At 68.6% G+C, this 16,854-nt stretch carries 21 protein-coding genes and 2 tRNA genes; 21 read left to right on the forward strand and 2 right to left on the reverse strand.

Annotated features, from left to right (window positions below; genetic code table 11):
- Positions 1 to 201: 201 nt before the first annotated feature.
- The 14 genes from ACZ6TV_RS36120 (at position 202) to ACZ6TV_RS36185 (ending at position 9,207) form a co-directional block, all read left to right on the forward strand.
- A complete protein-coding gene (locus tag ACZ6TV_RS36120) occupies positions 202 to 429 on the forward strand; it encodes a hypothetical protein (RefSeq protein WP_465302482.1) in 228 nt (75 codons plus the stop codon).
- Entirely contained in the window at positions 426 to 788 is a 363-nt protein-coding gene (locus tag ACZ6TV_RS36125) for a hypothetical protein (RefSeq protein WP_465302484.1), read from the forward strand. Before ACZ6TV_RS36120 ends, ACZ6TV_RS36125 begins: the two co-directional genes overlap by 4 nt.
- Before the next feature lie 289 nt (positions 789 to 1,077).
- Positions 1,078 to 1,386: a GntR family transcriptional regulator gene (locus ACZ6TV_RS36130; RefSeq protein ID WP_465302486.1), complete on the forward strand. Its 309-nt coding sequence runs from the start codon at positions 1,078 to 1,080 to the stop codon at positions 1,384 to 1,386.
- A complete protein-coding gene (locus ACZ6TV_RS36135; RefSeq protein WP_465302488.1) occupies positions 1,347 to 1,811 on the forward strand; it encodes a UTRA domain-containing protein in 465 nt (154 codons plus the stop codon). Before ACZ6TV_RS36130 ends, ACZ6TV_RS36135 begins: the two co-directional genes overlap by 40 nt.
- 109 nt (positions 1,812 to 1,920) lie before the next feature.
- Positions 1,921 to 2,385, forward strand: a complete 465-nt coding sequence (locus ACZ6TV_RS36140) for a hypothetical protein (RefSeq protein WP_465302490.1) — start codon at positions 1,921 to 1,923, stop codon at positions 2,383 to 2,385.
- A 95-nt stretch (positions 2,386 to 2,480) separates the two neighbouring features.
- The gene (locus ACZ6TV_RS36145; RefSeq protein WP_465302492.1) at positions 2,481 to 2,828 is read left to right on the forward strand and encodes a hypothetical protein; all 348 of its coding nucleotides are present in this window, start codon (positions 2,481 to 2,483) and stop codon (positions 2,826 to 2,828) included.
- Positions 2,819 to 4,243: an FtsK/SpoIIIE domain-containing protein gene (locus ACZ6TV_RS36150; protein WP_465302494.1), complete on the forward strand. Its 1,425-nt coding sequence runs from the start codon at positions 2,819 to 2,821 to the stop codon at positions 4,241 to 4,243. The genes ACZ6TV_RS36145 and ACZ6TV_RS36150 overlap by 10 nt, the downstream gene beginning before the upstream one ends.
- Positions 4,240 to 4,641, forward strand: a complete 402-nt coding sequence (locus ACZ6TV_RS36155) for a hypothetical protein (RefSeq protein WP_465302496.1) — start codon at positions 4,240 to 4,242, stop codon at positions 4,639 to 4,641. Before ACZ6TV_RS36150 ends, ACZ6TV_RS36155 begins: the two co-directional genes overlap by 4 nt.
- Complete coding sequence (locus ACZ6TV_RS36160) at positions 4,638 to 5,138, forward strand: DUF2637 domain-containing protein (protein WP_465302498.1); 501 nt, start codon at positions 4,638 to 4,640, stop codon at positions 5,136 to 5,138. Before ACZ6TV_RS36155 ends, ACZ6TV_RS36160 begins: the two co-directional genes overlap by 4 nt.
- 44 nt (positions 5,139 to 5,182) lie before the next feature.
- Positions 5,183 to 6,781, forward strand: coding sequence for a replication initiator (locus ACZ6TV_RS36165; RefSeq protein WP_465302544.1), 1,599 nt, complete (start codon positions 5,183 to 5,185; stop codon positions 6,779 to 6,781).
- Positions 6,774 to 6,992, forward strand: coding sequence for a helix-turn-helix domain-containing protein (locus ACZ6TV_RS36170; protein WP_465302500.1), 219 nt, complete (start codon positions 6,774 to 6,776; stop codon positions 6,990 to 6,992). The genes ACZ6TV_RS36165 and ACZ6TV_RS36170 overlap by 8 nt, the downstream gene beginning before the upstream one ends.
- Positions 6,993 to 8,129 carry a tyrosine-type recombinase/integrase gene (locus ACZ6TV_RS36175; RefSeq protein WP_465302502.1) on the forward strand — a complete coding sequence of 379 codons (1,137 nt, stop codon included), beginning with the start codon at positions 6,993 to 6,995 and terminating at the stop codon, positions 8,127 to 8,129.
- Complete coding sequence (locus ACZ6TV_RS36180) at positions 8,126 to 8,578, forward strand: hypothetical protein (RefSeq protein ID WP_465302504.1); 453 nt, start codon at positions 8,126 to 8,128, stop codon at positions 8,576 to 8,578. Before ACZ6TV_RS36175 ends, ACZ6TV_RS36180 begins: the two co-directional genes overlap by 4 nt.
- A 5-nt stretch (positions 8,579 to 8,583) precedes the next feature.
- Positions 8,584 to 9,207, forward strand: a complete 624-nt coding sequence (locus tag ACZ6TV_RS36185; RefSeq protein WP_465302506.1) for a hypothetical protein — start codon at positions 8,584 to 8,586, stop codon at positions 9,205 to 9,207.
- An 18-nt stretch (positions 9,208 to 9,225) separates the two neighbouring features.
- Here ACZ6TV_RS36185 and ACZ6TV_RS36190 read toward each other — a convergent pair.
- Positions 9,226 to 9,296 (reverse strand) — tRNA-Gly (locus tag ACZ6TV_RS36190).
- A 142-nt stretch (positions 9,297 to 9,438) separates the two neighbouring features.
- Between ACZ6TV_RS36190 and ACZ6TV_RS36195 the strand changes: the two genes are divergently transcribed.
- The 7 genes from ACZ6TV_RS36195 to ACZ6TV_RS36225 all read left to right on the forward strand — a co-directional run bounded on the left by ACZ6TV_RS36195 (position 9,439) and on the right by ACZ6TV_RS36225 (position 15,797).
- A tRNA-Pro gene (locus ACZ6TV_RS36195) sits at positions 9,439 to 9,512 on the forward strand.
- Between the two features lie 74 nt (positions 9,513 to 9,586).
- Positions 9,587 to 10,957, forward strand: coding sequence for a trigger factor (gene tig, locus ACZ6TV_RS36200; protein WP_465302508.1), 1,371 nt, complete (start codon positions 9,587 to 9,589; stop codon positions 10,955 to 10,957).
- Positions 10,958 to 11,098: 141 nt separating this feature from the next.
- Entirely contained in the window at positions 11,099 to 11,749 is a 651-nt protein-coding gene (locus tag ACZ6TV_RS36205) for an ATP-dependent Clp protease proteolytic subunit (protein WP_465302510.1), read from the forward strand.
- An 11-nt stretch (positions 11,750 to 11,760) separates the two neighbouring features.
- A complete protein-coding gene (locus ACZ6TV_RS36210; RefSeq protein WP_327008554.1) occupies positions 11,761 to 12,420 on the forward strand; it encodes an ATP-dependent Clp protease proteolytic subunit in 660 nt (219 codons plus the stop codon).
- A 248-nt stretch (positions 12,421 to 12,668) separates the two neighbouring features.
- The gene (gene clpX, locus ACZ6TV_RS36215) at positions 12,669 to 13,964 is read left to right on the forward strand and encodes an ATP-dependent Clp protease ATP-binding subunit ClpX (RefSeq protein WP_465302512.1); all 1,296 of its coding nucleotides are present in this window, start codon (positions 12,669 to 12,671) and stop codon (positions 13,962 to 13,964) included.
- A gap of 185 nt (positions 13,965 to 14,149) precedes the next feature.
- On the forward strand, positions 14,150 to 14,983 hold the full coding sequence (locus ACZ6TV_RS36220) for an EamA family transporter (protein WP_465302514.1): 834 nt from the start codon (positions 14,150 to 14,152) through the stop codon (positions 14,981 to 14,983).
- A 16-nt stretch (positions 14,984 to 14,999) separates the two neighbouring features.
- Positions 15,000 to 15,797: a carbon-nitrogen hydrolase family protein gene (locus ACZ6TV_RS36225; RefSeq protein ID WP_465302516.1), complete on the forward strand. Its 798-nt coding sequence runs from the start codon at positions 15,000 to 15,002 to the stop codon at positions 15,795 to 15,797.
- 79 nt (positions 15,798 to 15,876) lie between these two features.
- Here ACZ6TV_RS36225 and ACZ6TV_RS36230 read toward each other — a convergent pair whose 3' ends face one another.
- Positions 15,877 to 16,089, reverse strand: coding sequence for a hypothetical protein (locus ACZ6TV_RS36230; RefSeq protein WP_465302518.1), 213 nt, complete (start codon positions 16,087 to 16,089; stop codon positions 15,877 to 15,879).
- Positions 16,090 to 16,854: the final 765 nt, after the last annotated feature.

Consider the following 16,854-nt stretch of genomic DNA (forward strand, 5'->3'; position numbering starts at 1 on the left):
TCGCCTGGGTGACCTGCGTTGACCACACTTATGCACGCGTGCATAATAACATTCATGCGTGCATAGAGGTGGCTTGATCTGCTGATGTACGCGCGCCGACGTGTCTTGTCACGTCGCCACAGGCGGCGCCGGGGCGGGTGCTGAACACCGAAGCAGGTGAGGAGACCGTCCGTCTCGGCGCCTTCCATGGAGGAGGCTCGCATGCCCTACGTCCCACGCGCCGGCGACACCGTCGTACTCGATGCGAAAGCATCGCCACAGTTCGCTGGTGATCGCGCTATCAAGCTCATCGTCGCGGCGCTTGACCAGCGGCCCACGTACGACGGCTGGGCCTGGATTCGCGGCTACGCGCTCAACGGCCAGGGCCTCGCGGTAGCCCAACGTGAGGTCTTCGTTCTGCTCGCCGGGGTGCGGAAGGTTGCCGCATGACCGCCCACGCCGCGCGGCGGCCGTCCTGGACGTGCGCCGTCGATGGCGCTGAATGGCCATGCGCCGACGCCCGACGCGCGATCCTCGACATGCACGGCGGGACTTCCACGGCGGCCCAACGGCAGATGCTCGGCCTGCTCGCCGCCGCGATGGCCGAGACCGGTCAGCACGACCTCACCGTCATGTACCGCAGGTTCGTTGTCTGGGCGCTGGTGCCGGGGGAGCGGTGCCACGTCTGCCAGGGCCTCCGGCATGCGGTCGTCCCCGGTGTGCCGCCGCGTCTGGTGCCGTGCAACGAGATGCATTCCCTGCTCGCGGAGTACGCCGGCTCCGCCGCTGACGAGCTGGTGCGCCAATGACCGCCCGTATCTACCTCAGCTCGGCCGCGAAAGATGCCGTCCGGCAGGCGCAAGCGGTCCTCGATGCGCACGTACCGGTCGGCCTCGGCGAGCAGTGCGCGGGGTGCGGCGCTGCCGGGCCGTGTGCACAGCGGCGGGCCGCGATCCGCCTGCTCTGCCGCTACCAGCGACTACCGCGTCGTAAGCCGGGTGCCACCCGTCCAGACCTCATCGCTCCGCGGGCCGGCTCGACCGGTCGTTCCTGGTTCACCGCCCGGTCCTGACCTTTCCCCGCTCCGATGGTGGCGAGATGCTCCGCGAAGAACCGCGACTTCCGAAGTACCTGCAGATCCTGGCGACGCTCCGGCAACGCATCACCGACGGCGTTTACGCGCCGGGCTCCGCGCTGCCGTCGGAGCATCGCCTTGCGGAACTCTTTGGGGTCTCGCGACCAACCGTCCTGAAAGCGTTGACCTTCCTGAAGCAGGAAGGCTGGATCGACTCGCAGCAGGGCCGCGCCAACTTCGTTCGAGGCCGACCGGTCGTTCGCCGGTCGGCCCCGGCCCTGCCCTGCCCAGGATGGTCCTCGATGCGGCCGAAACCGGCGATCACGAGCTGATCGGCGTCGCGCCGGTCCTGGCAGATGGTCGGGTGGCCGCGATGCTCAACGTCCCCGAGGGGACTCCGGTGTACCGGCGGCTTCGGCGCTTCAGTATCGACGGCGTTCCGGTTGGCCTGGCGGTGGTATGTCTCGCGGTCGAGCTTGCCGCGGGCTCTGCCGCGGCGAGGCCGGATCCGCTGGCGACCGGCTTCCTCGAACTCCTCGCCTCTCGGCACCATGTGCACGCCGACCACGCGGTCGAACAGGCGTCGGCCCGGCGGGCGACGGTCGAGGAGGCCGGCCTGCTCGACATCGCCGAGGGCTCGCCGGTGCTTGACCTGGCGACGACGGTCAACGACGCCGCGGGAGCGCCGGTGCTGGCGGTGCTCTTCGTCCTGGTCGGCGTTGTCGACGGACTCCGGCACACGTACCCGCTGCGCTGAGTCCGGAAGGCGTCTTTGTTCGCCATCTGAAGGCTTGTCAACACAACCGGGCTAACTTGTTGGCGTTATGCACGCGCGCATATACACTCGTGCATAACGACGGAAATGCATGGAGGCGCTCGCAGTGGTTCCCAACTCGATCAAGATTCCCGTGCCGTTCGAGTACGTGTTCCCGAACGGTGCTCTGTTCCTCGGAGTTGACAAGCTGGTCGACTTCGACCGGCTCAGGCAGGACGACAACCAGGCGCGCGACGAGCACGGCACCCGGCTGTGGGTCGTGAAGGTCATGGACCAGGACCCGGAGGCCGGGAAGTTCGGCCGCTCCACCGAAGTCAAGGTGAAGATCGCAGCGGCCCACCAGCCGGTGCCGCCCGAGGGCGTCACCCTGCCCGGCGGGATCACGGTCACGCCGGTGGCGTTCTCGGATCTGACGGTGACGCCGTACAACGACTCGACCGGATGCAAGGGCGAGCGGCAGCCGCACAAGTGCCGCGCCCGCCTCGCCTGGTCCATCCGCGCCAGCGCGATGGTCGCGCCCGGCGAGACCGCACGGCCCGCGAAGGTCGCTGCCTGACGCGTACGTGAACACGCCAGGGGCGGGCCATCTCCGGCAAGAGTCTCCCGCCCCCGGCGCCAACCTCCCACGCCCTGAAAGAGGAGAAGGCTGTCATGGCCAAGGTAGTTGACGCTGCCCAGATCACAGCAGAGGCGCAGCGTTCCGAGTACAAGCCGAAGACCCGCGCGGAGGCGGCGCTGCTGCTGCCCGCCGACGGGTTCGATGACATCGACCTGAGCGACATCTACGACGCCGGCTGCATGTTCGCCGCGGTACTGCGCGACATCACGCACCACGAGATCGGCGACCCCGGGTCGTGGGACCTGTGGGGGAGCGGCCCCGACGAGCTGGCCCGGCTGCACACGGCGCTGGACCGGATGGCCTTGGCGATCCGGTCGAGCCGCGCCCTGCTCACCAGCGTGGAGCGTCGGGTCCGAAGCGGTGACGCCCGATGCCGCTAGTCAACGTGATCCGTGGGGAGCGGATCGAGCCTGCGCCGTTCAACGTCCGGACGCCGTACCTCCGCGTCCCGCTCTGGCTCATCCTCTTCGTCTGGCTGGGCAAGGGCCTGCTCACCCTGACGGTGCTCCTCGTCCGACACTGGGTCGTCACGCTGCCGGCGCTCGTGCTCGCCACGTTGTACGTCCGCTTCGACTGGTACGGCCCCGTCGTCCTGGTCCTGGGGCTCGCGGCCGTCGCCGGCTCCTGGTGGTCGCTGCACCGGCCGAGCTTCTTCCAGTTCGGCTACTACCCCGTGCTCGCTCGTTGGCGGCGGTGGCTGTACCGACGTCAATGGCTGCCCGCGATGGCGACCGCCGGCCTGAGCGTGACCTTCGACGGCCGGACCGTGATCCCGGTGGTGAAGCGGGTCCGCTGCTCCGGCATGGCCGACGTCCTGACCGTGCGGATGGTCACCGGGCAGATCCCGGACGATTTCGCCAAGGTCTCGGAACGGCTGGCGCACACCTTCGGTGCCCGCGCCTGCCGCGTGTCGGGCGGCTCGCGTCCCGACCAGGTGGTGATCACGCTGCTGCGCGGCGATCCGCTGCTCGCTACGGTCCCGCCGTTTCCCGTCCCCGAGGGGCCGGACTTCCGGGCGCTGGAGCTGGCGCAGCGTGAGGACGGCGAGGTGTACGCGCTGCAGCTGTTCGGCACGCAGGTTCTCGTGGTCGGTGCGACCGACGCGGGCAAGGGCTCGGTGATTTGGTCCCTGCTTCGGGCGCTCGCCTCGGGCATCCGTTCTGGCCTGGTGCAGGTGTGGGCGTTCGACCCGAAGGGCGGGATGGAACTCGCCGCGGGCATGCCGTTGTTCGCCCGGTTCGCCTGTGAGGACTTCAAGGCGATGGCGGACATGCTCGAAGAGGCCGTCGCCACGATGCGCGAACGCACGGCCCGGCTGCGGGGAAAGACGCGTCAGCACGTGCCGTCGGTCGGTGATCCGCTGATTGTGATCGTGATCGACGAGCTTGCGGCGTTGACCGCGTACCTCACCGACCGGCAGCTCAAAGACCGGATCAAGGCCGCGCTTGGGGTGCTGCTCACGCAGGGCCGCGCGGTCGGCGTGCACGTCGTCGCGTGCCTGCAGGACCCGCGCAAGGAGGTCCTGCCGTTCCGGGACCTGTTCCCGACCCGAATCGGGCTGCGGCTCACCGAGCAGGCGCACGTCGACCTGACCCTCGGCGAAGGTGCCCGCGATCGGGGCGCGCTGTGCGACCGGATCCCGCGCAGCTCGCCGGGCGTCGCGTACGTCGTCCTCGACGGCGACCCGACGCCGATGCGGGTCCGGTTCTCGTACCTCACCGACGACGACATCACCGAACTCGCCCACGACTACGCCCGGCTCCGGCCGGTTACCCGTGGAGGTGCCGCAGCATGAACGCCAACGTCTGGACCGCCGCCCGCAACCTTGCCACCGCCCTGCGCATCGGCCACCGCGAGTCCGCCACCGGCCGGACCTGGTTCCGCGGCCACCGGGAGTGCCCGGTCTGGTGCGCCGCAGGCCACCGGTGCACCGCTCGCCTTGGCTACCCGTCGGGAGAGCACCGGTCGGCGCCTGCGTCGTGGCCGTCGCCGTACGGCAGCCTCGTCGCCACCCGCGTCGAGACGATCAAGGGCGTCGGTCACATCGAGTTGCGGCTCTCCGCTCGGCTCGACCGTGACGAGGTCACGGCGTCCCGGCAGGCGCATCTCCTCGCCGTGGGCGTCGACCTGACCGCCCGTGCGGTCCTGGAGGGTGTGCGGCGGGCGCTGCCGGCGGGGCGGGTGGCGGCATGACCCAGCGGATCGAGGGCGGCGCGCAGGTGCTGATTCTGCTCGCCGTCGCCGGGATGGCCGGCGCGGCCTCGTTCACCCACGTCCACGACTGGACCATGCACAACTCGCCGCGTGGCACCGGCGACTGGTTCGGCTGGGCCAATGCCGCCGTGACCGAACTGATCCCCCTCGCCGCCGGCCTGGAAGCCCGCCGGCGGCGCAGGCGGGGCATCCCGGTCGGCCGGTACCCGATCGGCATGATCGTCGGCGCGGTCACGCTGTCCCTCGCCGGTCAGTTCGCCGAGGCCAAACCCGGCCTGTCCGGCTGGATCATCTCGGCCATCCCGGCGCTCGGCTTTTTGGCACTGATCAAGCTCGTCCTGTCCACCCCACCGGCGACCGTCGAAACGCCGGCTGTGGTCGAGCCGCCCAAGGAAGTTGTGCCGGTCGACAGTCCGCCACGGCTGCTGGTGTCGCCTGACGCGTTCGTCCGGGTGAACGGAGCCGCCCACCGGTGACCCAGACAACCGAACGCCCCGGTTCCCGTGCCGCCCGGTTCGCGATGCCCCGCTCCGTCGACGCTCTCCAGCAGCTTGCCCATGAGTACGGCGTCTGCACCCGTCCGGTCATGCTCCGCCGCACCAACCTCACCACCGGTGTCAGTGAAGTCATCGACCTGCCATGCGGCGCGACGCGGGAGGACAAGTGCCCGCCGTGCGCGAAGCGCGCCCGCCGGCTGCGGCAGCAGCAGTGCCGGGAAGGCTGGCACCGCACCGACGAGCCGCTCCCTGACCCGGACGAGCCGACCGAAGGTCAACGGTCCCTGATCGTGCTCCGGGCGCACTTCGTCTTCGAACGCAACCGCGCGGAACAGGCCGCGGAATGGGACCAGGTCCGCGAGCTCGAAGCCGCCATCACCGAACTCGACCAGGCGATCACCGAATCCGGCATGCGGGGGCGACTCACCCCGGTCGGCAAACCAGAAGGCGAGCCCAAACCGACGCGCCGGGTCCGCTCGACCAAACGGCGCCAGGACGCACCCGATCTCCCGCGGCTGAAGGTCGCCCCAACGACGGTCGGGCGCACGTACGAGGGCCGCGACGGGCACGTGTTCCAGCCCTCGACGTTCCTGACCCTCACCCTCGACACCTACGGCCGGGTCCGCACCGACGGCACCCCCGTCAACCCGGCCACCTACGACTACCGGCGCGCAGCCTGGGACGCCGTGCACTTCCCGGCGCTGCTCGACCGGTTCTGGCAGAACGCCCGCCGCGCCGCCGGCTGGTCCATCCAGTACTTCGGCGCCGTCGAACCCCAACGCCGCCTCGCTCCACACGCCCACTTCGCGATGCGCGGCACGATGTCCCGCGACCTCCTCCGCAGGATCACCGCGGCCACCTACCACCAGGTCTGGTGGCCACCCATCGACACCGTGCACTACCCCGACCACCACGCGCCGATCTGGGACCCGGACCAGCGCGCCTACGTCGACCCGGACACCCGGGAAGCTCTCCCAACCTGGGAAGACGCCCTCGACGAGATCGGCGACGAGCCCGTACACGTCGCGCGGTTCGGGCCACAAGTCCACGCAGAGGGCGTCCTCGGCGGCACAGCGAAGGCCAGCAAGCTCATCGGCTACCTGACCAAGTACCTCACCAAGTCCGTCGACACCTGCCACGCGATCGACACCGACCGGCAGCGCACCCACCTCGAACGGTTCTGGCACGAACTCCGCTACACGCCCTGCTCGCCGCGGTGCGCGAACTGGCTCCGGTACGGCGTCCAGCCCAAGAACGCCCGACCGAACCAGTCCGCCGGCCGTTGCAAGGCCAAGGTCCACCAGCGGACCACCCTCGGCATGGGCGGCCGGCGGGTGCTCGTCTCCCGCCAGTGGTCCGGCAAGACCCTCGCCGACCACAAGTACGACACCCGCGCCTGGGTGAAGGCGCTCCTCGGTGTCAGCGGCCCCCACGACCAGATCCCGGTCACCGACGGCGAACCGGGAGCGCCGGCGCCGGTCGCCTGGGAGATGGCGCGGCGAGACGACCCGGACGTCCCACCGATCCAGCACCGGCTCTTGCGGGCGATCTCAGCCCGCATCCAACAGCGCGCCGAGATCAGGGACGCGCTGGAGAGACAGGAGGCACTGACCGTTGGCTGACGAGCTGCTGACGGGGGAGCAGGTCGCGGCCTTGCTCAAGACGACACCGCGGTTCGTGCGGCGGCTCGTCGCCGACCGGCGGATCGAGTACGTGAAGGTCGGCCGCCTCGTCCGCTTCGAACCGGCGGCCGTCACCGACTACATCAACCGGAATCGAGTGGTGCCGCTGAGCGCAGCCGAGCTGCGGCGCCAGATCAGGAGGGCGGCGTAGGTGGCCAACCAGAAAGGCCGGCGGCGTTTCGGCAACATCCGGAAGCTCCCATCGGGACGCTTCCAGGCGCGGTACCTCGGGCCGGACGGCATCGAGCGGAAGGCGCCGAACACCTTCGACACGGAGAAAGCGGCGGCGAACTGGCTGACCGTCATGGAGTCGGAGATCATTCAGGGCGCGTGGACGGCCCCGGAAGCGGGGGAGATCAAACTCGGCGACTACGGAGCCCAGTGGATCACTGAGCGGAAGTTGGCACCCCGCACCCGCGAGAACTACGAAGATCTGTTCCGCCTGCACGTCCGGCCGCTGCTCGGTGACCTGGAGCTGGGCGCGATCAGGTCCGCGACGATCCGGAGCTGGCGCAAGCGCCTCCTCGACGGCGGCACGCCCGAGCCGCAGGCCGTGAAGGCGTACCGCCTGCTTCGCGCGATCTTGAACACGGCGATGAAGGAAGACGAGCTGATCCGGCAGAACCCGTGCCGGATCAAGGGATACGACCGCTATCACACGCCCGAGCGCCCGACGGCGACCGTCGCGCAGGTCGTCGCTCTGGCAGGCGCCGTCCCGCCGCGGTTCAAGGCGCTGATCATCGTCGCGGCGTTCTCCGGTCTGCGATGGGGTGAACTCGCTGCCCTGCGCCGGTGTGACCTCGACCTCGTCGAGGGCTGGGTGAAGGTCCCGCGGAAGCTGGCGGCGCTCCGGAACGGCATGGCGTTCGGCGCACCGAAGTCCGAGGCCGGTGTACGGACGGTCGCGCTGCCCTCGGCGGCGACCACGGCCCTGCGCGTTCACCTGAACGGCGACTTCGTCCAAGAGGGGCAAGAGGCGCTGATCTTCACGGGCGGGAAGGGGGCGCTGCTGCGTTCCGGCAACTTCGGGCGGGCCGTGCAGTGGATCGAGACCATCCAGCGGCTCGGGCTGCCGTCCGGCTTCCACTTCCACGACCTGCGTCACACCGGCAACACCCTCGCGGCGGCGTCCGGCGCCAGTACCCGCGAACTCATGCACCGGATGGGCCAGTCGAGCATGCGGGCGGCCCTGATCTACCAGCACGCCACCAGCGAACGCGACCGGGAGATCGCCGACGGCATGGACCGCCGGATCGCGAAGCAGACACGGAAGGGGAAGAAACGATGAGGAAGCTCGTGGCCGTGCTCGTCCTGCTGGTGCCGTTCGTCGCGGCTGCCAAGTGCGAAGAAGGCGGCGGCAGGAAGCAGGCGTGCGACATGCGGGAGAGCCAGCCGCCGAAGTGGACCGCCGGCCGTGGGAAGGGAACGATCGAGGCGGCGGTCACCGCGTACTGCGAACCGGCGCCGAAGCGGCACACCCTGACGCTCTGGCTGGAGCGGGAAGGATCGGACGGCAAGACGTGGCTGCAGGTCGGCCAGACGTACACGTACCAGAAAGCCTCCGACATCCCGCCGGCGCCGCCGGGCCGGAAGTACACGATCTCGACCGGCTGCATCGACGGTCACTGGCGGGTGCGGGCACGCGCGGAAGGGCTCGGCCCGGACGGCACGCCCTTCCGGTTCTCGATCCCTGTCGCAGAGTCCCTGATCAGCGTGGTCCGATGCCGCCTACAGTGACTCGTATGAGGTACGCCGAGTACGAGCCCGGCAGCGCCGTGGCCGTTGCGCGACGTCCGGAGCGCCGGACCGTGGACCTGATCCGTGAAGCGAACCGCACCGACCGGTACTGGGTGCTGCACCCGGAGCAGGACGGCACGTGGACCCTCCGTCACCTGGATGGAGCGAGTGGCCTCCTGGGTGACGCGGAGCATGAGTCACCGCGGATCGGCCCGGACTCGTCCGCCGCGGTCGCCTGGGCCGGCGACCTGGTCGACGTGGCCGGCTGGCGGAGCATGTCGCGGCCGTACCCGGGCGCCTTCGTCGACGAGGTGCACGACCTGGTCCGGGAGATCGCCCGCACCGCGCGGCCGGACCGGCAGGTGGTTGTGCGGATCGAGCCGGGGCCGGACGGTCTCACCCTGCTGGCCGTGCGCGAACGGTGGACCCGGACGGGTCTGGAGACAGATCCGCTCTATTCGTGCGAGTCCAGCGGTTTAGGGGATGAAGCGGACATGCTTCGCCAGGTCGCGGATTGGTTCGGTCTGACCAACGACTGGGTGACGGTCAGGGTGGGCGTCGAATACTGGCACGCCAATGGCACGGCGACCGCTGCAAAGACTCAGGATGAGAAGCCGAATCGGCTCTGAACTGCAAGAATACCTAAGAGCGGGCGATGAGAATCGAACTCACACCGTCAGTTTGGAAGACTGAAGCTCTGCCATTGAGCTACGCCCGCGTGCGCCCGGTCGTCCCGGGTGCGCCTCCAAGCGTACCGAATCCTGTCCCGAAGGGCAGACGGCGGGTCCATGCAGTGCGACACCGCCATACCGAGCGGCGGACTGTCGGACCCAACGCATACACTTGCCGACGCACAGCACCGGGGTGTAGCGCAGTTTGGTAGCGCACTCGCTTTGGGAGCGAGGGGCCGTGGGTTCAAATCCCGCCACCCCGACCGGGACATACCAGGCAGCCGCCAGTCCACCCAGCCGTTGGAGCGGCTGACCGCGACCCATGAGGAGAAGTTCTGTGAAGAGCACCGTCGAGACCCTGAGCCCGACGCGCGTGCGGCTCGAAATCGAGGTGCCGTTCGCCGAGCTGGAGCCCAGCTTGAAGAAGGCCTACCGGGAGATCGGCTCGCAGGTCGTGATTCCCGGGTTCCGCCGCGGCAAGGTGCCGACCGCCGTGATCGACCAGCGGGTCGGCCGGGGCGCGGTGCTCAACGAGGCGGTGCAGGAGGTCATTCCGACGCAGATCCTGGCCGCGGTCCGTGAGCACGAGGTGAAGACGCTGGGCCGGCCCGAGGTGGAGATCACCGAGTTCGCGGATGGGCAGCCGCTCAAGTTCACCGCCGAGGTGGATGTGCGTCCGGAGATCACGCTGCCGGACCTGTCGGCGATCGAGGTGACGGTCGACGCGCTCGTGGTGAACGAGGACGACGTCGACGAGCAGCTCAAGGGGCTGCGCGACCGGTTCGCGACGCTGAAGACGGTGGAGCGCTCGGCGCTGGCCGGCGACTTCGTGCAGATCGACCTGGTCGCGACCGTGGACGGCGAGGAGGTGCCGGGCGGCTCCGCCAACAACATCTCCCACGAGGTCGGCAGCGGCCAGCTGGTGCCGGGTCTGGACGACGTGCTGGTGGGGATGTCGGCCGGTGAGTCGACGACCTTCACCACGCAGCTGGTGGGTGGCGACTTCGAGGGCCGCGACGCCGAGGTGTCGGTGTCGGTGAAGTCGGTCAAGGACAAGCAGCTGCCGCCGGTCGACGACGAGTTCGCGCAGCTGGCGAGCGAGTTCGACACGCTCGAGGAGCTCAAGGGCGACCTGCGCACGCGGCTGAGCCGGGTGAAGCGGATGGAGCAGCTCTACTCGGCCCGTGACCTGGCGCTGAAGGCTGTCATCGAGGCCACCGAGGTCCCCGCGCCGGAGGGCGTGGTCAAGGACGAGGTGGAGTCGCGCAAGGAGTCGATGAACGATCAGCTCCAGCGCATCGGTGCGTCGTTCGAGGACTACCTCTCCACCGAGGGCAAGACCGAGGAGGAGATGGACGCCGAGCTCAACGAGGCGGCCACCGAAGGCGTGAAGGTGCAGCTGGTGCTCGACACCCTGGCCGACGCCGAGGACATCCAGGTCAGCGACGACGAGTTCGGGCACGAGATCGTGCACCGGGCGCAGCGCGCGGGTGTCGGCCCGCAGCAGTATTACGACCAGCTGGTCCAGGCCGGTGTCGCCGGCGCGGTCTTCGGTGACGTGCGGCGGGGCAAGGCGCTGGGCCTGGTCCTCGAGCGGGTGAAGATCGTCGACTCGGAGGGCAACGCGCTGTCGCTGGACGACCTGCGTGGGCCGGCCGACGACCACGAGGGTCACGACCACGGCGACCACGAGGGTCACAACCACTGACCTGAGCGACCGGGCCCGGCGGAGACGTTACGGGCCCGGTCGACCACGGTGCGCTCATAGCGAAATGCGGTGAGCATGGGAAGCTCCCGCTCCCAACACCGGTTAGGGTCGGCAAGTACAAGACTCTTGCGAAGGGCTGCCATGACCGACCTGCATATTCCAGCGTCGCCAGTCAGTCCCGCGCCCTCTGGGCGCGGTCGGGGCGCGGACACGAGCCTGACGCTCGACGACTCGGTGTTCAACCGGCTGCTCAAGGAACGGATCATCTTCCTGGGTAGCGAGGTCAACGACCAGGTCGCCAACCGGATCTGCGCCCAGATGCTCCTCCTCGCCGCCGAGGACGAGGAGCGCGACATCTGGCTCTACATCAACTCGCCCGGTGGCTCCGTCTACTCGGGCATGGCGATCTACGACATCATGCAGTTCGTCACCAACGACGTGGCGACGGTCGCGATGGGCATGGCGGCGTCGATGGGCCAGCTGCTGCTGTGCGCCGGCGCGCCGGGCAAGCGCATGGCGCTGCCGCACGCGCGGATCATGATGCACCAGCCTTCGGGTGGCATCGGTGGCACGGCCTCGGACATCGCGATCCAGGCCGAGCAGATGCTCTACACCAAGCGGATGTTCCAGGAGCGGGTCTCGTTCCACACGGGCCAGAGCCTCGAGCAGATCGAGTCCGACTCCGACCGCGACCGCTGGTTCACCGCCGAAGAGGCGCGCGACTACGGCTTCATCGACAAGGTGATCACCGGGGCCCAGCAGGCTCCGGAAGGCGCCGGAACCCTGGCTTGAGGAGCGAAGCGATGACCGATCTGAGCCTGCCCCCGGCGATGCGCGAGGTGCACAACCGTTACATCCTCCCGTCCTACGTGGAGCGCACGTCGTATGGGATCAAGGAGACCAACCCGTACAACAAGCTGTTCGAGGACCGGATCATCTTCCTCGGCGTGCAGATCGACGACGCGTCGGCCAACGACGTGATGGCGCAGCTGCTGACGCTGGAGAGCAACGAGCCGGACCGCGACATCATCATGTACATCAACTCGCCCGGCGGCTCGTTCACGGCCATGACGGCGATCTACGACACGATGCTGTATGTGCGGCCCGACATCCAGACGGTCTGCCTCGGCCAGGCCGCCAGCGCGGCCGCGGTGCTGCTCGCCGCCGGCACGCCCGGCAAGCGGCTCGCCCTGCCCAACTCGCGGATCATCATCCACCAGCCGGCCACCGAGGGCGGCTACGGTCAGGGGTCCGACATCGAGATCCAGGCCCGCGAGATCATGCGGATGCGCACGAATCTCGAGGAGATGGTGTCCCGGCACACCGGGCAGCCGATCGAGAAGGTCCGCAAGGACATCGACCGCGACAAGATCCTGACGGCCGATGAGGCCAAGGAGTACGGCCTGGTCGACAACATCCTCGTCAGCCGCAAGAAATCGGCGCTGGTCGCTTCCGGGGCGTAGCCCACGCGATCCACGGTCGGCCCGCCTCACCTCACGGTCTGGCGGGCCGATGTGGCCCTCCGGAAAGACACCACCGCTCAGGGGGTCGGAATACTGCCGACCACCAGGTAACGTCGAGGCAGCACCAAGCAACACGCACGAAGCAAGACGCAAGCGACAGCGCGGCACCACACACGCGCGGCGCCAAGAGTGGCGAAAGCACGACGCGATCCGGGCAGTCAGTCCGGCCGAAGGCAGGGAGATCGTAGGTGGCACGGATCGGCGACGGCGGCGACCTACTGAAATGTTCCTTCTGCGGCAAGTCGCAGAAGCAGGTGAAGAAGCTGATCGCAGGACCCGGCGTCTACATCTGCGACGAATGCATCGATCTCTGCAACGAGATCATCGAGGAAGAGCTCGCGGAGTCGGGTGACGTCAAGTTCGACGAGCTGCCCAAGCCGATGGAGATCTGCGCCTTCCTCGACCAGTATGTGGTCGGCCAGGACCAGGCCAAGAAGGCCCTCGCGGTGGCGGTCTACAACCACTACAAGCGGGTCCAGGCGGAGTCCGGCGGCAACTCCGGCGACGGCGTCGAGCTGGCGAAGTCCAACATCCTGCTGATCGGCCCGACGGGCTGCGGCAAGACGCACCTGGCGCAGACGCTGGCCCGGATGCTCAACGTGCCGTTCGCGATCGCGGACGCCACGGCGCTGACGGAGGCCGGCTATGTCGGCGAGGACGTCGAGAACATCCTGCTGAAGCTGATCCAGGCCGCGGACTATGACATCCGTCGCGCCGAGACCGGCATCGTCTACATCGACGAGGTCGACAAGATCGCCCGCAAGTCGGAGAACCCGAGCATCACCCGGGACGTGTCCGGCGAGGGCGTGCAGCAGGCGCTGCTGAAGATCATCGAGGGCACGGTCGCCAACGTGCCGCCGCAGGGCGGCCGCAAGCACCCGCACCAGGAGTTCATCCAGATCGACACGTCCAACGTGCTGTTCATCTGCGGTGGCGCCTTCGCGGGGCTCGACCGGATCGTCCAGGCCCGCGTCGGCAAGGGCGGCACCGGCTTCGGCGCCAACCTGCGCTCGATCACCGACCGCACCATGGACGACAGCTTCGGCGACGTGATGCCGGAGGACATGCTGAAGTTCGGGCTCATCCCCGAGTTCATCGGCCGCCTCCCCGTCATCACCAGCGTGAAGAGCCTCGACCGCGACGCGCTGGTCAAGATCCTCACGGAGCCGCGCAACGCGCTCGTCCGGCAGTATCAGCGGCTGTTCGAGCTCGACGGCGTCGAGCTGGAGTTCAACGCCGAGGCCCTCGAGTCGATCGCCGACCAGGCGATCCTCCGTGGCACCGGCGCCCGCGGGCTCCGCGCGATCATGGAGGAGGTCCTCCTCAGCGTGATGTACGAGGTGCCCAGCAACCCCAACATCGCCCGCGTCCTGATCACCCGCGAGGTCGTCCTCGAGAAGGTCATCCCGACCATCGTCCCGCGCGACCTCGCCGCCCACCGGGCCGGCCGCCGCCGCGCGGACCGCGAGGAGAAGTCGGCCTGAGGCCGGCGACAAACGCGAACGGCACGCCGTCCACCCCCACCGGGGTGGGCGGCGTGTCGCATGTCGCACTGGCTCCCGCGGTACCGACGGATCCCAGCTCAACATGAGGAAACCCTGGCTGAACGACGGATGGGCGACGGAAAACGTGGTGGCGGGTCGCTGAGGCAACCCATATCGTTGCCGACGTGTTGTCACTCGTCTTCGCCGCCACATCCGCGCTCATCTGGGGTGCGGGTGACTTCGCCGGCGGCAAGGCGAGTCAGCGCACCAACTCGTTCGGCATCGCGCTCGTCGCCGAGCTGGCCGGCATCCCGCTCGTCGCCGGCTGGCTGATCGTCACCCGGCCGGGCCTGCCGACCGTCGCCGACCTCGTCTGGGGCGCCGCGGCGGGCATCGTCGGCGTCGCCGGACTCGTCGTGTTCTACCGGGGGCTCGCCGGCGGCGCCATGTCCGTCGTCGCACCGCTGACCGCGACGACGACCGCCGCCGTGCCGCTGCTGCTCGGCCTTTTCCTCGACCGCCGCCCGTCGGCGCTCGCCCTGACCGGCGCGGTGCTCGCCGTCGCGGCCATCACGCTCGTCAGCGCCGGTCCGACCGGCGGCGTCCGGGTCTCCCGGGGCGTGATCGCCGCCGCGCTCGGCGCCGGGCTGCTGTTCGGCGGGTATTTCACGCTGATCGCGCAGACCTCGCACGAGTCTGGGATGTGGCCGCTGCTGTCCGGCCGGATCGTCGGCGTGATCGGGCTCCTCGCCGCGATGCGCGTCATGCGGGTGCCGCTGAAGATGGACCGCCCGTCCGTCGCGCTCGCGAGCACCGCGGGCGTGTTCGACGTGACCGCCAACGCGTTCTACCTCATCGCCGTCCGCGGGGGGATGCTGAGCATCACTGCGCCGATCGCGTCGCTGTACCCGGTGAGCACCGTCTTCCTCGCGATGGCCGTCGACCGGGAGCGGATGCGGCCGCTGCAGATCACCGGGCTCGGTCTCGCCGCCGCGGCCCTCGTGCTCACCGCCGCCTGATCGGTAGGCTGAAGGTATGCGCGTAGCGGTGTGTCAGCTCAACGCCCGTGACGACCGGGCCGAGAACCTGAAGGTGGCCAGGACCCTGCTGGAGCGTGCGGCAGCGGGCGGAGCGGACCTGGCGGTGCTCCCGGAATATGTGGACTATCTCGGCCGCGCCGACGGCGCGCCGGAGCCCGAGCCGATCGACGGCGAGTTCGCGGCGTTCTTCGCCGACGCCGCGAGAGAGCTCGGGATCTGGGTCCACGCCGGCTCGTTCCACGAGATCGGACCGGATCCCGAGCACACCTACAACACGACCCTTGTGTTCGACCGGCAGGGCGGGCTCGCCGCCACGTATCGCAAGATCCACCTGTATGACGTCGAGATCCCCGACCGGGTCTCCTATCAGGAGTCCCAGACCGTCGCGCCCGGCGCGCAGACCACGCTCCTGCCGATCGACGGGGCCGTCGTCGGTCTGTCGATCTGCTACGACCTGCGTTTCCCCGAGTTGTACCGGCAACTGGCCGTCGACGGGGCGACCGTCCTCGTGGTGCCTGCCGCGTTCATGCTGCACACCGGACGGGATCACTGGGAGCCACTGCTGCGCGCCCGAGCGATCGAGAACCAGTGCTACGTGCTCGCCGCGGGGCAGGTCGGCAACCACGACCCGAACCGGACGTGCTTCGGGCGCAGCATGGTGATCGACCCGTGGGGGACCGTGGTCGCCATGGCGCCGGATGTCGTGGGTGTCACGTTCGCGGATCTCGACTTCGCACGCCAGGCGGAGATCCGGGCCACGCTGCCGAGCCTCGCCAACCGCCGCCTCGTCTGATCGGGTCCGCCGTGCTGCGGTGCCGGGTCGTGCTTCGTCAGGCCTGACGGGGGTTTCGTCAAGCCTGACGAAAGCTTCGTCAGGCTTGGCGGGCGCTGAGGATGCCGAAGACGGTGATGCCCACGATCGCGGCGCCAGTGATGAGCAGCACGGTCCGCATTCTCGACGGTCCGCGCAGCGCCAGCCGATAGGTGGCGACGACGATCACCAACGCCACGACGACACCGATGACGAGCTGCCACAACGGGAAGAGCATCTCCATCAGCGCGTCCGCACGGGGGCTAGGCGTCATTCCGTCATCCTCCCTGTTCCGGGACACCGGCGCACGGCCGATTTGACGCAGGTTCGCCGTTCCCCGTACGGTTCTCCAGGTCCGAGGGGCTGGTCGGAAACGACCGGTTCGCCGGACTTCTGCTTGGGTGGTGCGGTAACAACCGGTCTCGGCCGGATTTGCGATCGCGAAGCCGGCCGGGTAGGTTGATCCAGCCGGCAGGGAGCCGGGCGGGTGAGAGCCGAGAGGCTCGAGCCGGCCGGTCCAGCCGGAATTCCCAGCACGACACCACACCGGAAACGGTGCGGCTGCCGTGTGCGGGAAACGTTCCAGAAGGTCGACAAGCGGATAACGCGAACTTGACAGGACGGAACGGACTGGTAAAGTAACAAAGTCGGCAGGGAGCCGGGCGGGCAAGCGAGCGTAACGCTCCAGTGCCGGCCGGTCCTACCGGATCTCCCGAAACAAGATCACCGGAAACGGTGCTGTTGTTATGCTCGGGAAAGCCGCTTGAAGTTGAATAGCCCGGAAATACGGACTTGACAACGGCGAGCGACCTGGTAAAGTAGAGAAGTTGCCCCGGATGAAGTAAGCTTCGCTAAGCGAGCTTCAGCGGTGTGTGTTGGTTGTTTGAGAACTCAACAGGGTGCTTGTTAAGCCAGTGCCAATTGATTGACCCCGTGCCGCGTCTTTTATGGCGTGGTCGGAGATTCCTTTGGTGACAAACGATTGTTTGTTGCTAGGACAGGTTTTCCACAGATTTTGTTGGAGAGTTTGATCCTGGCT

This window comes from Dactylosporangium sp. NPDC051087 (genome assembly GCF_055586325.1).

What these genes read in the sequence shown, in the direction of transcription:
- ACZ6TV_RS36120 (WP_465302482.1), top strand. Translation starts at nt 202, where the DNA reads ATGCCCTACGTCCCACGCGCCGGCGACACCGTCGTACTCGATGCGAAA.
- ACZ6TV_RS36125 (WP_465302484.1), top strand. Translation starts at nt 426, where the DNA reads ATGACCGCCCACGCCGCGCGGCGGCCGTCCTGGACGTGCGCCGTCGAT.
- ACZ6TV_RS36130 (WP_465302486.1), top strand. Translation starts at nt 1,078, where the DNA reads ATGCTCCGCGAAGAACCGCGACTTCCGAAGTACCTGCAGATCCTGGCG.
- ACZ6TV_RS36135 (WP_465302488.1), top strand. Translation starts at nt 1,347, where the DNA reads ATGGTCCTCGATGCGGCCGAAACCGGCGATCACGAGCTGATCGGCGTC.
- ACZ6TV_RS36140 (WP_465302490.1), top strand. Translation starts at nt 1,921, where the DNA reads ATGGAGGCGCTCGCAGTGGTTCCCAACTCGATCAAGATTCCCGTGCCG.
- ACZ6TV_RS36145 (WP_465302492.1), top strand. Translation starts at nt 2,481, where the DNA reads ATGGCCAAGGTAGTTGACGCTGCCCAGATCACAGCAGAGGCGCAGCGT.
- ACZ6TV_RS36150 (WP_465302494.1), top strand. Translation starts at nt 2,819, where the DNA reads ATGCCGCTAGTCAACGTGATCCGTGGGGAGCGGATCGAGCCTGCGCCG.
- ACZ6TV_RS36155 (WP_465302496.1), top strand. Translation starts at nt 4,240, where the DNA reads ATGAACGCCAACGTCTGGACCGCCGCCCGCAACCTTGCCACCGCCCTG.
- ACZ6TV_RS36160 (WP_465302498.1), top strand. Translation starts at nt 4,638, where the DNA reads ATGACCCAGCGGATCGAGGGCGGCGCGCAGGTGCTGATTCTGCTCGCC.
- ACZ6TV_RS36165 (WP_465302544.1), top strand. Translation starts at nt 5,183, where the DNA reads ATGCCCCGCTCCGTCGACGCTCTCCAGCAGCTTGCCCATGAGTACGGC.
- ACZ6TV_RS36180 (WP_465302504.1), top strand. Translation starts at nt 8,126, where the DNA reads ATGAGGAAGCTCGTGGCCGTGCTCGTCCTGCTGGTGCCGTTCGTCGCG.
- ACZ6TV_RS36185 (WP_465302506.1), top strand. Translation starts at nt 8,584, where the DNA reads ATGAGGTACGCCGAGTACGAGCCCGGCAGCGCCGTGGCCGTTGCGCGA.
- ACZ6TV_RS36205 (WP_465302510.1), top strand. Translation starts at nt 11,099, where the DNA reads ATGACCGACCTGCATATTCCAGCGTCGCCAGTCAGTCCCGCGCCCTCT.
- ACZ6TV_RS36210 (WP_327008554.1), top strand. Translation starts at nt 11,761, where the DNA reads ATGACCGATCTGAGCCTGCCCCCGGCGATGCGCGAGGTGCACAACCGT.
- ACZ6TV_RS36225 (WP_465302516.1), top strand. Translation starts at nt 15,000, where the DNA reads ATGCGCGTAGCGGTGTGTCAGCTCAACGCCCGTGACGACCGGGCCGAG.
- ACZ6TV_RS36230 (WP_465302518.1), bottom strand. Translation starts at nt 16,089, where the DNA reads ATGACGCCTAGCCCCCGTGCGGACGCGCTGATGGAGATGCTCTTCCCG.